The 14,418-nt window shown below is 49.5% G+C and carries 10 protein-coding genes; 7 read left to right on the plus strand and 3 right to left on the minus strand.

Annotation, left to right across the window (positions count from 1 at the left end; translation table 11 throughout):
- The first annotated feature begins 19 nt into the window (after positions 1-19).
- The 5 genes from KDW_RS07475 (at position 20) to KDW_RS07495 (ending at position 7,080) form a co-directional block, all read left to right on the plus strand.
- Positions 20-1,372 (plus strand): cell division FtsA domain-containing protein, encoded by a 1,353-nt coding sequence (locus tag KDW_RS07475; protein WP_151755378.1) that lies wholly within the window; start codon positions 20-22, stop codon positions 1,370-1,372.
- A gap of 260 nt (positions 1,373-1,632) precedes the next feature.
- Positions 1,633-4,260: a baseplate J/gp47 family protein gene (locus KDW_RS07480; RefSeq protein ID WP_151755379.1), complete on the plus strand. Its 2,628-nt coding sequence runs from the start codon at positions 1,633-1,635 to the stop codon at positions 4,258-4,260.
- Positions 4,261-4,562: 302 nt separating this feature from the next.
- Complete coding sequence (gene ruvX, locus KDW_RS07485; RefSeq protein ID WP_151755380.1) at positions 4,563-5,036, plus strand: Holliday junction resolvase RuvX; 474 nt, start codon at positions 4,563-4,565, stop codon at positions 5,034-5,036.
- A 21-nt stretch (positions 5,037-5,057) separates the two neighbouring features.
- Positions 5,058-6,158 carry an endolytic transglycosylase MltG gene (mltG, locus tag KDW_RS07490; RefSeq protein WP_151755381.1) on the plus strand — a complete coding sequence of 367 codons (1,101 nt, stop codon included), beginning with the start codon at positions 5,058-5,060 and terminating at the stop codon, positions 6,156-6,158.
- A 37-nt stretch (positions 6,159-6,195) separates the two neighbouring features.
- The gene (locus tag KDW_RS07495) at positions 6,196-7,080 is read left to right on the plus strand and encodes an undecaprenyl-diphosphate phosphatase (RefSeq protein WP_151755382.1); all 885 of its coding nucleotides are present in this window, start codon (positions 6,196-6,198) and stop codon (positions 7,078-7,080) included.
- 404 nt (positions 7,081-7,484) lie between these two features.
- Here the strand turns inward: KDW_RS07495 and KDW_RS07500 are convergent, their stop codons facing one another.
- Complete coding sequence (locus KDW_RS07500; RefSeq protein ID WP_151754429.1) at positions 7,485-9,125, minus strand: IS1634 family transposase; 1,641 nt, start codon at positions 9,123-9,125, stop codon at positions 7,485-7,487.
- Positions 9,126-9,335: 210 nt separating this feature from the next.
- Here KDW_RS07500 and KDW_RS07505 point away from each other — a divergent pair, with 210 nt between their 5' ends.
- Entirely contained in the window at positions 9,336-9,554 is a 219-nt protein-coding gene (locus tag KDW_RS07505) for a hypothetical protein (protein WP_151755383.1), read from the plus strand.
- A 226-nt stretch (positions 9,555-9,780) separates the two neighbouring features.
- Here the strand turns inward: KDW_RS07505 and KDW_RS07510 are convergent, their stop codons facing one another.
- Together KDW_RS07510 and fmt are read right to left on the minus strand one after the other, a co-directional pair.
- A complete protein-coding gene (locus KDW_RS07510; RefSeq protein WP_162005030.1) occupies positions 9,781-11,064 on the minus strand; it encodes an MFS transporter in 1,284 nt (427 codons plus the stop codon).
- 454 nt (positions 11,065-11,518) lie between these two features.
- Positions 11,519-12,493 carry a methionyl-tRNA formyltransferase gene (gene fmt / locus KDW_RS07515; protein WP_151755385.1) on the minus strand — a complete coding sequence of 325 codons (975 nt, stop codon included), beginning with the start codon at positions 12,491-12,493 and terminating at the stop codon, positions 11,519-11,521.
- 661 nt (positions 12,494-13,154) lie between these two features.
- Here fmt and KDW_RS07520 point away from each other — a divergent pair.
- On the plus strand, positions 13,155-14,213 hold the full coding sequence (locus KDW_RS07520) for an ABC transporter substrate-binding protein (RefSeq protein ID WP_162005031.1): 1,059 nt from the start codon (positions 13,155-13,157) through the stop codon (positions 14,211-14,213).
- Positions 14,214-14,418 lie beyond the last annotated feature (205 nt).

The raw sequence follows: 14,418 nt of genomic DNA on the forward strand, positions 1-14,418 counted from the left end.
ATAATTTTGGGATGGATACATGAAAAATCTCTTGCAACGTCTGCGTGACATGTTTACGGGGTCACGGGCAGATGACTATGCAGACCTGGAACAAGATTATGCATATGATGAAGAATATGATGAAGAGGATCCAGGTGACATAGATGGCCAGCGTCAGCTCTTTACAGCACTCGATATTGGTACAGCTTTTGCCAAGGCGATGATCGTTGAAGTAAGTGGAGATCACGCAGAAGTACTGGGTGTTGGGCGTCACCCGCAGAGCTACGCACATATGTCTGATGGCATTGTCACTGATATTCCCGGTGTGATCGCCAATTGTAATGAAGCCTTGCTGAAAGCGGAACAGGCCGCGGGTGGTGTGATTGCACCATCGGCGGTGATTGGTATTGCCGGTGAGCTGGTCAAGGGTAGTTCAACGACGGTGAGCAAACAACGAGCTCAGCCTACCAAACAGATTACGGCCGAAGAATTGGAATCCTTGATCACCGCGGCCCAGGAACGCCTACTCAAGATGGCCAAGGAGCGGATTGCTGCTGAGACCGGCTATGGCAATATCGATGTGCGCTTAACCAATGCCGCCGTGATCTCGGTACGTATCGATGGACAACTTGTGACGAATCCCATCGGTTTCCGCGGTCGCCATTTTGCCCTGACGCTCTTCAGTGCCTTCGCACCATTAACCCAGCTGGGCGCAATCGAGACGGTCGCCCAGGGTCTTGATCTGACATTGGTCACGATTGTCGCCGAACCCTATGCCCTGGCCCGTTGCTTAAGTAGCAATGCCAGTGCCGATAGTGGCGCCATCTTTATTGATGTCGGAGGTGGTACCACTGACATCGCCCTGGTTCGTCAGGGTGGTATTGAAGAGACCCGTGTCTTTGCGCTTGGCGGTCGGGCATTTACGCGCCGTATCGCTACCAGCAAGGGTATTCCTATCAAAGAAGCCGAACGACTAAAAATCAGCTATAGTAATGGAGACCTCAATGGGAACAGCCACGATGAAATTCAGGCGATTCTGGCTCCCGAATGCCAGACCTGGATGGACAGTGTCGAGTTGTTAATTGAGGAACTCTCTAAAGGCGAACTTTTGCCGCCTGCTATCTATATCGTTGGTGGTGGATCAGCTCTGATAGATTTGCATCAACGTCTGGAATCCTTTCCCTGGACTGAGCGCTTGCCATTTTCGCGTCAGCCGATTATTCGCGCCGTCCAACCAGAAATGGTGGGCAGTATTCTGGATCATGCGGGCATGCTGGTGAGTGGCCAGGATATTACGCCAATGGCGCTGGCCTACCAGGCCGTTGAGCTCAATAATGATAACAATGTGCTGGAGCGGGCACTCGATCGAGTGATTAACGCAATGCATATTTAAGAAACTCTCATTGTAAAATACGCGGAGCACACAATAAAGTGCTCCTCATTATTATCAATACTATACATACAAAAGGGCAAGTCTGAGAATATGTTTTGCAGGCCTGACAGGCTCTCAGCACGCACAATTGTCTGTCAGACTTCAAACGTTTACAAGCATGATGCGATTCAATCAGCTCAGCCGTACAGCACAAATTGTACTGGCGGCTTTCCTGATTGTAGTTTAGGGGATTGACATGCCATTAGGGGGTGAAAGGGCTTATGAGTGATGAGCAAACAATCTATATTAGCCCGGAAGATGATTTAACAACTGTGCGTGAACGTCTGGAACAAATCCAGACACGTAAAGTAACCCTGGTTGTACCCGCACAGACACAATTGCGCAGTCATGTGGCCTGGAAGCTGTTATATGCTCGTGCACGCGAATTGGGAAAGGATGTCCTGATTGTCAGCTCAGATCCTCAGGTACGTTCGGTAGCTCACGCGGTAAAATTTAATGTTGCCCATTCTCTTGAGTCCTCTCAACAAGGACGCTCACGTCCTACGGGCCGTCCTGTACGCAATGCACCAGCCACCAGTCGTACTAAAACAGCAAATCCAAATCAACGTGCAGCATCCACGCGCTCCACGCGGAGTACCAATGGATTGCGTGAGCGCAAGCCCAATGCACGCCTTTCATCTGAGCTTTCCAATCAGGGGCGCGAACCAGTCAACTATCAGATGCCCGATGCTCAGTTCGAGCATGATGTGGAGGATATTTCCCCATCCACATTCCATTCATCCGAGCATGCTTTTGAGCGCCCATATAATACACCACAGATTCGACCACTGGATCCAGATCAGATTGAAGATCCTGATTTACTGGTTGAGGATTATACGCTGAGTCAAAATATCCGTCAGGCCGCCGGTGAGTCTTCCAGCCAACCTGATTTCATTCCACCAACGCCGCAGACGAAGCCAAGCAAAAAGTCAAAATCACCGAAATCACAGGCAACCTACCAATCATTAGATGACGATGATGATCCTTTTGCTCTACTGGAGGATAAACAACCACCTCCGATGGCAGAGCAGCGAGGCGGGGCGGTCATTGAGCCTCAGGAGCCATATGACCATGTCATTCAGGACGTTGCGGAAATGCCAACCAGCGTCATTGATGGTGATTTTAACTTTGGCGGTGAGGGTGATGAGACTATCCCTCCTCCCCAACGTGGCGCACGCAAGCGCCAGACAACCAAAGGGAAATCTAATCAGCAGACCGCTCAACCCCAACCAGCCGCCGAACGTCCACGCCAGCGGCGCTCTGGAAAAATGGCGCCACCAGCAACTCCTCCAGCAGCACCACGTTTACGGGCCGAGGAGCTAGACGATGATGATTTGCCACCAGTAGAGGATCGTCCAACCAGGATCCAGGATCGCGACACCTTTAGTTATGAACCGACCTCACGTTCCGGCAATAAAAATCCCGATCTGATTTCTCTTCCAGGTGAGCGGCCACGGAATTATGGTGCCCGTAGTGGCTCTACGCAACGCCCGGCTCCTTCGCAGCGTCCTGCTCCTTTACAACGGACCGGAGGTGGATCTTCACAACGTCCCCCCACCCGGCCATCGGGCGTACTCAAACCTGCGCCACGACCCTCACAGGATTTACGCTCACGTAAACAACTACCAGCCGATAGGCAACATAAAAAAAATAACAATGCACTGATCTGGATTATTGCAGCTATCTTCATCTTTATCATGCTTGTACTGGCCCTGGGAGCTTTTTTTGGTCCTACCGCAACCGCGACTATCACGATTGCGGCACGCAATTATTCACATCCCGTCAGTATCCTCGCCAGCAGCAATGCTCAACCCGCCAGTATTCCAGCGCAGGAACTTGTGCATGATTTCACCCGCCAGGCTTCAGAGCCAGCCACCGGTAGTAAGCTCGTGGGAACTGCTAAAGCTACTGGCAATGTCTGCTTTAGCAATGGTAGCGACGCTGCCGTGATTATCCCAACTGGCACCAATGTTTCTTCCACAGGTGCCAATGGGATCCTGTTCAAAACAACTGCAGAGGTATCAATTAACAAACAGACCTCATGTGCAGTCGTTCCTCTGCTGGTTCCAATCGAAGCGCTCAAGCCTGGCGAAACCGGCAATATGCAGGCAGGCACCATCACAATTGTTCCAGATAGCAGTCTGGATAGCATCGCCAAATATAATAACACCACCGCAGCCAAACTCAAGCTGACGGTCGTTAATATTGGCGATGTCAAAGGTGGCGGTATGCAACCGGTACCAACAGTGATGCAAAAAGATCTGGACAATGCCACCAATGATCTACACAAAAAATTACAAGGTGAGATCGATAGCTGGGTAAAAAGTCTGCCTCACGATGGCACATTGGGTCAACTCAACGTCACCGCTGCCCTGGTCAATCCACCAGCCAGAGACTCGATCGTCGAGAACGGCAATACCTTTCCAGCCCAGCTCAAAGTAACGACACGCATCCTCTATGTCTCTCATAATGATTTACAAAATGCTGCTCGCACACAACTCAATGCCGCCATGAAGAACGACAAAGCCTTCGCCAATGATATTGTCCTGAACAATAGCCAGCAAGGTATTATCATAACCAATCTTAAACAAAAAATACCTGATAAAAACTCGCTCAAGTTGGATTTTACGGCTACGGCCAATGTTGCAGGTACCTTCAAAAAAGACGAACTGATAGGAATGATCTCGTTACAAACACCGGATGCAGCCAGCCAGAAGCTCAAAGCTCAGTTCCATAATATTCAAGATGTGAAAATTACGGTCTGGCCAGAATTCATACCCGTGTTACCTGTGAATCATAATAATATTACCATTAACGTTGTCCCTGGTGCTGTTCCAGCTAAACATTAACAATAGCAAACGTTAACACTGTATTGCCTTCTGTCATGCTCATCCGAGCATGACAGAAGGCAATACAGTGTTAACAATTATCAGAAAATGTACCAGATTCTGCTACCAGAACAGGGTAGACTGGACAGAATAAACCAGGCTTAGTTACAATGCTGTATGTTGGATCAATTCTGTCTTGCGCTATGCAACAGAGACAGCATAAGCAAAATTTATACTAGCTTGATGATCCGACAGGAACATAAACGGTCACCATATGGTTGACCAGACGCACAAACAGCAGCGAAAATGTTAGGAATACATGCATGACTCGATTGATAGCTTTGGATGTAGGCGAGGCAAGGATCGGGGTCGCGACCTGTGATACAACAGGTTTTCTGGCCTCCCCCTGCACCACCATCCACGTAACACGCAATGAACAACAAACCTGGGCCGCCATCCAAGAGCTTATCAACGAACTGGACGCAGAAGGCCTTGTAGTAGGTTTACCAATTAGTTTGGATGGTCAAATCCATGCACAGGGAGAGAAAATCCAGGCTTTTGTTGAACGTATGCAAAAATATATTACCCTCCCGGTTACTTTCTGGGATGAACGCCTTTCAACGGTAGAGGCTCAACGCCTGCTTACCCAACGTGGACAGAATGGAGGGGAAAAACGTCAAAAACGCGGTGAGGGTCGGCAAGGCTCTCAGGCCAAAAAACGTCGACGCGGTCAAGAAATTGATGCGTTAGCCGCGACAGTCATTCTCCAGGACTATCTGGATCATCTGGGTAAATAAACCCATGAGGGGAAAAAACGTATGAGACGACCAAGATCACGAGCAGCTATTTTCTCAATCCTTGTGGTGGGCATCTTAATATTTTTAGGGGTACTCTATGCCTGGAATACAGCAAACGATATTTTTCTAAGACCTACTGGCACCAGTAAAACGAATGTGACGGTTGATATTCAACCCGGTGAAACAACCGCTGAAATCGCGGCTGATTTGCAAAAGAAGGGTGTCATCCGCAATGCCTATGCTTTTATTATCTGGGCGCGCGTTAAAGGCCTGGATAAAAAGTTAGAGGCTGGCGTCTATAAAAAAATTAATTCCAGCATGACCATTAGCGATATTATTGATAACCTGCAAAATGGACGCCCAGATGAGATATTGGTCCGGGTGAAAGAAGGCAAGCGTATTGAAGAGATTGCCAATATTGCGGCCGCTGCCAATCTGCCAAATTTCAATAAAGAGCAATTTTTAACCTACGCCAAAAATGTCAATAAATATCCAGATGCTAACAAATATCCGCTCCTGCTGAATAGCGTTCCAGATGGCGGCAGTATGGAAGGTTTGCTCTTCCCCGACACCTATGAACTGGCTCCTACAGCAACGGCACGTGACCTTCTAAAGAGTATGTTAACCGAGATGACCGATAATGTCACCAAAAATCATCTGGACCAGGAAGCCAAAAAACGCAATATGGGGGTCTATGACTTTCTGACACTGGCCTCGATCGTCGAGCGTGAAGCTGGTCTCCACGATGATAAATCTAAAATTGCCAGCGTCTATTGGAATCGCCTTTATACTGATAGTGGAAAAGCCCAGACAGTTGGTAAACTTCAGGCCGATCCAACCGTTCAGTATGCACGCGACAGCGAAAAAACACCGGATAAGTACTGGTTACCCCTGGAAGACAGTGGCGCAAATATCGCTCCTAATAGTAGATGGAATACATATAGTGTCGTTGGACTGCCACCCAGCCCAATCTGCAGTCCAGGACTGGACAGCTTAAAGGCGGCCGCTAATCCAGCCAACACCAATTTTGTCTACTTCTTTACCGCCAAAGATGGGAAAACCTATTATCAGGCAACCTTACAACAGTTCCAGGACGAAATGGCTAAGCATCCACTCCAATAGGACGGCGATTTCTTCTACCAAAAGAGAGTAAAATTATATGGACCTAATGAAATTTATTCAAACCGTAGTGCTGGCTCTGTTGCAGGGTGTAACAGAGCTTTTCCCGATCAGTAGTCTGGGACATACAGTGCTTATTCCTGGCCTGGTAGGTTGGGGAGATTTAAATGCGAGCAAAAACTTCTTACCTGTGATCGTGGCACTTCACCTTGGTACCAGTATTGCATTGATTATTTATTTCTGGCGCGATTGGCTCCAGGTAGTAAAAACCCTGGGCAATACCGTAGTGACACGCAAGATTACCCGTGGCACTGAGGAATGGGTGAGCTGGCTGATTATTGCTGGTACCATCCCAACTGGAATATTGGGAATACTTTTAAAGCACCGTCTGGAGGCGCTTTTCTCTTCACCATTGATCGTCGCGGCTTTCCTCTTCTTAAATGGTTCGGTATTATTTGTTGGTGAGGCCTTGCGTCGGCGCTCAGAGAACAATTTAAAAAACTTATCGCCAATTGAACGCGAATCGCATTTCCGATCACTGAAAACTCTCTCAATCAAAGAGGCTTTATTAGTCGGACTGGCGCAATCGCTGGCCTTGATTCCTGGCTTCTCTCGCTCAGGTACGACTATCGTAGCTGGCTTAGGTGTACGCCTGACCCACGAAGATGCCGCCCGCTTCTCTTTCTTGCTTGGCACACCCATTATTCTGGCGGCGGCTGCCCTTGAAGTACCACTGCTCTTTCATCAGAATGAGTTCCCATTCTGGTTGATCTTATTTGGGATGGCGCTCTCCGGTGTTGCCGCTTATCTAAGCACCATCTTCCTGACCAAATACTTTGAGAAAGGCCGCCTCGATCCATTTGCTTATTATTGCTGGATCGCCGGCATCATTTGTATTATTGTTTTCTCGACTATTCGCGCCTAGGATTTATCAGCCATCAACCCACAAGCAAAGAGAGAACAGGTACTATTAAGCCAGTACCTGCTCTCTCTTTATGCATGATCCAACTCGAACATCCCACCGTACCGACAGCACTTGTAGGCAATACGTTTCGCTTAAGCCCAGGGACGGTTTGATCCCTAGAGGAGATGAACGAAAGTAGGTTCGACCCTTTGGGTCGATTGGTTCCCTTCATACTATCCTTGCTTGACCATGAGCAAGCTATGCCATGTTAGGCACTGCGTTCGTGTGGGGAGAGACAATCGACCCAAAGGGTCGAACCTACCATTTGTATCTCTCTTGATCATTTTTGCATGCGTTGCTTCATGATCATGCCACCATTGTAGCCATTCCATCCATAACCGAAATGTATCCCACATTCCGCAGTTTCAATCTGAAAAAAAATAGAATTGTTGATAGGCTGGTCCCAGTAACGAAAGGATCTTTTGATGCAGTGGCTGCAAGCGGAGGACAACCGACTCCGTTCTGGTTCCTGTGCGGATCTGCAACAATTCAATGCCTTCAAAGCATTGGAACACCCAGCGCATCGTTGGTCGAGCCGTAGGCTTGTTGACTTGATTGGGGATCGTTTGCCCGCTTGCCAGCAATTGCTCACGCAAGCGATGTTCAGCCAGACGGTACACCAACAACGCGAGCACCATGATCAAGCTCAATGCCACAATGCGTTCTGGTTTTTTTACAAAGACCGAGGAGGCCAGAAACAAGGGATCTTTCAAGAAACGGAAGCCCCGTTCTACGCTGCCCTGCTCCAGATACAGGCTGATCACCTCCTCATTGGAGGTGTCCGCTTCATCCACGACATTGGTGGCGATGACAAAACAGGCTTTGCGCTGAGCGTAGGCCAGCAGCTTCGTTTCGTTGAGGATGACCTGCGATGTGACACTCCAGCGCAGCCCGCTTGGCTCCGCATCCCGAGCAGGACGGCCTCGTCCTTCAAAGACCGCCTGGCTCTTGAGTTCCACCGAGACTTCCAGCCACTCCGGCAGGCCTTTCAAGCTCTGCTCCCAGGCCTGTTGCGCATCCTCTCGACAGGCAAACGACTTGGTGCTCACATGCCACAGCTTCTTTGCCCACGCGTCTACCTGCTTGTCAGCTTGCTTGCGAGCCGTCTGCAACGCGCGCTTGACCCCATCGACACTGCGAACCACGATCCAACGCTCCGGTCCTTGCGGCAGATCCATCTGCTGCACAATCATGCTGCGTGTCCCATCAGCGCTGGGCTGCCACGCATCCTCGGCTTGGATCACGGCAGCTTTGGCTTCTTTGCTGGTTTCAGGAACACGACTGACCCACCTCACCCCAGCTTGATTGAGCTGGCGCACATTTGCCGTACTGTAGAGACCACTATCGGAGACGTAGATGGTTTTTTCTTCGGGCTCTTGCTGCCGCAATTGAGCATGCAGATCCGCAATAACCTTAACCAGGCTCTCTTTATCGCTGCTGTTCCCCGAAAGAGGCTGCAAAAAGAGCGGAATATCTCCCTGATGCGTGGTCGCCAGTGCCAACATCCACTGTTTGAGATCTTCGCGATGATCCCGCGAGTAGCCATGGGTAATGGCAATCACGTGCTCGTTTTCCTGGTTGGTTTCGTAGGCTCCATTGACCGAAAAGGAAGTGGTATCCACATGAAGATGCCGTGCTTTCACCCCAAAGCGTTGGCGGGCCTGATGGGCGATGCCAGCGAACACGGTGGTCACATCTTGCGCGTAGAGCCAATCCAGGGTACGTCCCAGGCAATCGTCGTTGAGCATATCAGCGCTGATACCTGCTCCCAGCAGGTGGGCAACCGGCTTGTTCTCGAAGAATTGTGGGACCAGATAGAGTTGGCGATTGGCAAAACCCAAGCCGTTGAGAATCATGGCGACGGTTGCAGTTCCATAACTCACCACACGTTGCTGTTTCGGTTCCAAGGCATCCAACCACGCGGCCAAGCCTATTTCCTGACAGACTCCCGCGACAATACCCAAATGATCCAACCGTTCGTTCTGGTAATCCTCAGCTCGTTGCATGCTCTTTTTCTGCTCCTTTTTGTGCTGAGACTACCTTATCGAATTTTAGATTTCCTGTCAATTACCCTGCGGAATGTGGGATGTATTGGCACTTGTAGGCAATATTTTTCGTTGAAGCGCTTTTGTGGCCATAAAAATAGTGGAGAGGGCGCCACACGCGGAGGCCAGCATGCGGCGTTCTCGTAGAGCGAGGTGCTCAAAGAGCATCGCATGCCTGTGGCGCCTACACCGCGACGGATCCTGTTTCGTGATCCTCTCCGAGAAGGTACGGGGAGGATCCACACGATCCCTGTAGGCGCCACAGCACTGCGAAGTCGTTCTTGCACGCTGGCCTGCGCAAACGCAGCAGTGCGGCCTCCGCGTGTGGCGCCCTCTCCACGTACACATGGCTTGCTGGTCACGTCGAACCATCTCTCAACGTGTCGCTAACCGAAAAGTATTGCCCACAAGTGCTAATACTTTTCGGTTAGCGACACGTTTGGTGGATGATACGATGTACCAGCAACGCTGGTCGCAATCCCAAAGTACCGGCAGCGCTGGTCGCTGCGATCAGTGCACGTCCGAGCCAGCAACACGAAGAGAGGAATGGGTCATCGTTTCCAGGGACATGCTCGTACTCCAACAGATCGCAGCGACCATTCGTACCAGCAGTTTTTTACGTTGTCTGGCGCTTACGCAATGGGGATATCAGCAGCGGTGCAGCAGCCAGCAACATGCCGATGGAGCCGTAGAGCAGGGTTAAGCGTACATCGTTAATGGCCTGGCTACATAAGCCCGCCACAATCGCTCCTAGCGGCCCGATACCGTTCTGTATCAAGTGCATACAGGCATTGATACGCCCCTGGAATTTTTCTGGTACCTGGGTCTGTCGCCAGCTCATTTCATTGACCATGTAAATCGTCAGGGCACAATCCCCTAGCAGTTGCGTCAGCGCTAGCACCACTAGCAACCACCAGACTGGTCCAGCCGCCAAAGGTGTCCCTAAAGCCGTCACTCCAAACAATAATGCACAGGCGATCATCGTTCTACCCCCACCATAGCGACGGGCCACCCGGCTGGCAAGCATAGCTCCCAGCAGGTTTCCAATACCTCCCATGGCTACCATCAAACCATAGGCAATTAGCGGCAAATGCAGGTTACTGATGAGATAAAGCATGTAGAGGGTAGCAAAGCTCCCACCAAAGAAGTTAAAGAGGCCACTGTAGGCCGCCATAGCCCTTAGATAAGGCTGTCGCCACAGAAGTTGTACTCCCTCTAGCAAGTCCTGCCAGAAGCGCTGAGGAGCCTCTGCTGGCTCTAAGAGCCCTTCAGGCGCGTGGATACACCAGATAGAGACGGCAGAGAGCAAAAAGGTGCCTGCATCCAACAGGATCGCTAGTGGGGCGTGCAAGAGTTGGATCAGCCAGGCGGCCGATGGTGGACCGGCAATTTCGGCCAGGGCTTCACTTACTCCAAGCTGGCTATTGCCTTCAATCAAATCTTGTTCCTGCAACAATGCGGGCAACCATGAACGTTGAGCTACCTCGAAAAAGATCGTCAAGATGCTGATCAGGAACGTTACCAGATACAGCAACTCTATGCGCAATCCACCTAGCAGAGCAGCTAGAGGAATCGCCCCTAGCAATAACCCCCGCCCAAAATCTGATAGGATCATAATTGGTCGGCGCGGCCAGCGATCAATCCAGACGCCGGCCAATAAGCTTAGCAGCAAGACAGGCAGCGAGTTGCAGGCTACCAGCAATCCCAGTTGCAGTGAACTGGCTTGCAGCAGTTCAAGCGCCACAATGGGCAAACCGGCCGCAGAAATATGCGAGCCAAAATTTGAAAAGGTCTGTCCAGTCCAGAATAAAGCGAATTGTGGATAACGCCTGAAAAAGAAACGCGCTGGTCGCGAGCCTGACACTTGAGCCTCTGGCACCATCAAAGTCTTTTGATCCATCTGTTTCTCCATAGAAAACATCTGTTGGCACAGCTAAAAACATGCCATTGGTATGGCAAAAATGGGGAGGTTGGAAGGAGGTAAGTGCCGTTAGCAGTATGTTTCTATGCGCACGCGGATAAATTTATAGACAGGTGCTTATGCAATGGCACCTCTATGGCAAGGCCGCGTTTTATAGACCTGAATGAGGAACGATTTCCCACATAAGTGCTACGACACTTATGCGCAAAAGATGATGCTGGTACCCATCGGGGCACCTCCTATATCTTGTAATGAGAGTATTTTATCGTATTCTGCGCTTATTTGCAATGGGATATGCATGTTCTACTTTTTGACGCCTCGCGCCTACGGCGCTCGGAAAGATTAAGTGTGGTGTTGGGAGCCAGGTGGCCGCCTGGCTCCCAACACCACACTTAATCTGATTTGAAGGGCAACTGGCCATCAGGAATGATGATTATTGTAGAATTTCGCCTGAGATCTGAGCGTAGCCGCGTAAAAAATCATCGGCGCTGAGCGCTTTCTTGCCTTCGAGTTGGAGTTGTTGGACCAATAGGAGTCCTGAGCCGGTGGCTACGGCCAGTAATTTGTGGCCGGCCTCCTCACGTATCATGACGGTACCAGGCTCGATAGCAGATTGTAGCTCAACACTCTGAGGATGAGCTGTGATAATTTTGAGTAGTTTGCCACGCCAGTGGGTATAAGCTCCCGGCCAGGGTTGATAGGCACGTATCTTACGGGCCAGTACAGCAGCCGGTCGCGACCAGTCGATGAGCCCATCTTCTTTGGCCAGCATACGAGTATGGGTGGCTCGTTCCGGATCCTGTGGCTCAGGCTTCATTGTACCAGCAATCCAGCGCGGCAACGTTTCCACCAGGGCCTGCGCTCCCAGATCAGCTAGCTTTGCCGTCAGGCTCCCGGTAGTCTCATCGGCACTAATGGGTAGAGGATAACGTGCAAGCACCGGACCTGTATCGATGCCCGCATCCAGTAACATAATTGAAACTCCACTCTCGGGATCTCCCTGCACAATCGATTCAGCGATGGGATCAGGACCGCGATATTTGGGCAGTAATGAGGCATGGATATTGAGTGTGCCATAACGGGGCTGGTCCAGAACTTTTTGTGGCAAAATCTGGCCAAAGGCCGCTACCACATAGAGATCCGCTTGATAGGCTGCCAGCGCCTCACTATTCTCTGCCTTCTTAAACGAGCCAGGCTGCCAGACAGGAATGCCTTGATCTATCGCCAGTTGCTTGACTGGAGAAAAAATCACTCCTCGTCCACGCCCTGCGGGCTTATCAGGACGCGTAATTACTGTAACGATTTCATAGCCTTCCGGCAGGACCGCTCCTGGCTCGGAACCTTTGATTAAAGCTTCTAAGGCCGGCACCGCAAAATATGGTGTCCCCATATAAACAATCCGTAACATACGCTATCCCCTCTACGTAGATAAACATCTGCGCATTACAATGCTTGCATCTCTAAGACTTGACTCTTTTTGGGTAGAGCAAGTAACTTCTACAAAACTCCGTATGAACGCATTTTATGATAACACTTTCCTGTCAGGTTGTGCACTCATCGTCGTGGTGGGCTCAGGCAGGAAGCCCCTTATAACTACCAATAATGTCTTTACGGTGATCCCTCAAATATGGAGGTGCGTCATTATGATTGCTACCTTTTTCCTTTTATCAGATAGAAAAATAAATCTTTAGAGAAATTATTCAACAAAAAATCTTTGTGAGATATCACAAAGTCATAGAGTTTACTGATACTTATATACAAATGTACTACTATTTGCTTGTTAATTGCTGACCAGTGTATAACAAAAATACTAGTTAAGGTTTTTTACAATATAGCAAAATAGTCACACAACGCAACATTGTTTGGTTGATCTATATGAGTTGATGTACTATGATTGCAATGCGGTGTATCCATTATCTACTCAATGAACACATTCGAATAGAGGAAAATTATCGCAATCTAAACCTATACAGTACAATTTGTTTCACCAATACAGTCCAATCAAAGGCTGGCGCAATATACATTATAATATGCAAATGTATATTGTGAGAAAGGCATGGAAGACAAGCATGAAGCGCATCAAACTTATTTCTGGTGCAGCGATCATCATGGCAGGCATTGTCATCGTGACGTCTCTCTTTTTCTTATTTAACAAACCCACAACGTCACGAGCCGACGCAACTTGCATTCAGTATGGAGCATTTTTGCATAACGTCTCTTTCATTGAGGCGCAACAGCAAGGCTTCTTTGCCAAGCAAGGTCTCAATGTTTGCTACAATCAAGTAACCAGCTCAACTCAACAGTTCAACAGCCTCCTCTCTGGTCAATATGACATCGTCGAAACCACCGCTGATAACGCAGTCAATCGCTATGTCAATTCCCAGATCCCCGTCCAGATCGAGTCTGGCATCGATAAAGGTGCTGGCCTTGACCTGATCGTCAATACTGCCAATGGCATTAACAGCATCGCTGACCTCAAAGGCAAATCAATTGCCGTCGATGCACCTGACAGCGGCTACGTTTTCGCCATGGAGAAAATCCTGGCTGCTAACGGCCTCAGCCTGAGCAACGGCGACTACTCCCTGCAGATCATTGGTGGCTCTTTGCAGCGTTTCCAGGCCATCTCTGCTGGTAAGACCAGCACAGGTGATCCGGTCTACGCCACTATCCTCGGCACACCATTTTCCGAGCAGGCGCACTACGTCTCGACACTTAAAGACGTAGCCCAGCTCTCATCGAGCGTGTCTCCCTATCAGGGTGCGACACTGGTGACCACACGTGCTTATGCCCAGGCCAACAAGCAGACGATGACGAACTTTATCGCTGCCATGGCTCAAGGCTATATTTTCGCCGCCAATCCAGCCAATCAGGACACTGTTATTGCTGATATCGCCACCGCCGACAAGGTCTCGACCCAGGTCGCAACTGATGTCTACAACGATTCGATTAAGGACACGGTCCGAGGCGAGGGTGCTTTAAGTAATCAGGGATTGATCAACACGATCAACCTGCGCCAGCAGTTCGGTGGTTTCACAGCACCAGTCAATGCTAAAGATCTGATCAAACCAGGCAAAAACTCACTCTATGACGATGAGTACTGGAATGCTGCCATCAAACAATTAGGCTAAAGCAACTAACCTTTCAGGTTATGATACTGACGAATGTAGTGCCCCGTATAGGGCACTACATTCGCTAAAAAAGATCTTATTTTCATTTAATTATTCTATTTTGCTTATACAGTTAAAAACACATCTAAATCTTCTACAATGCTTTAATTCAACTATGCTGCCCGGTCCCCACGTAACCCATTTACCCGAGCACTAGCAGCTTATT

The sequence above is a fragment of the Dictyobacter vulcani genome (assembly GCF_008974265.1).
In the GTDB taxonomy this organism is placed as follows: domain Bacteria; phylum Chloroflexota; class Ktedonobacteria; order Ktedonobacterales; family Ktedonobacteraceae; genus Dictyobacter; species Dictyobacter vulcani.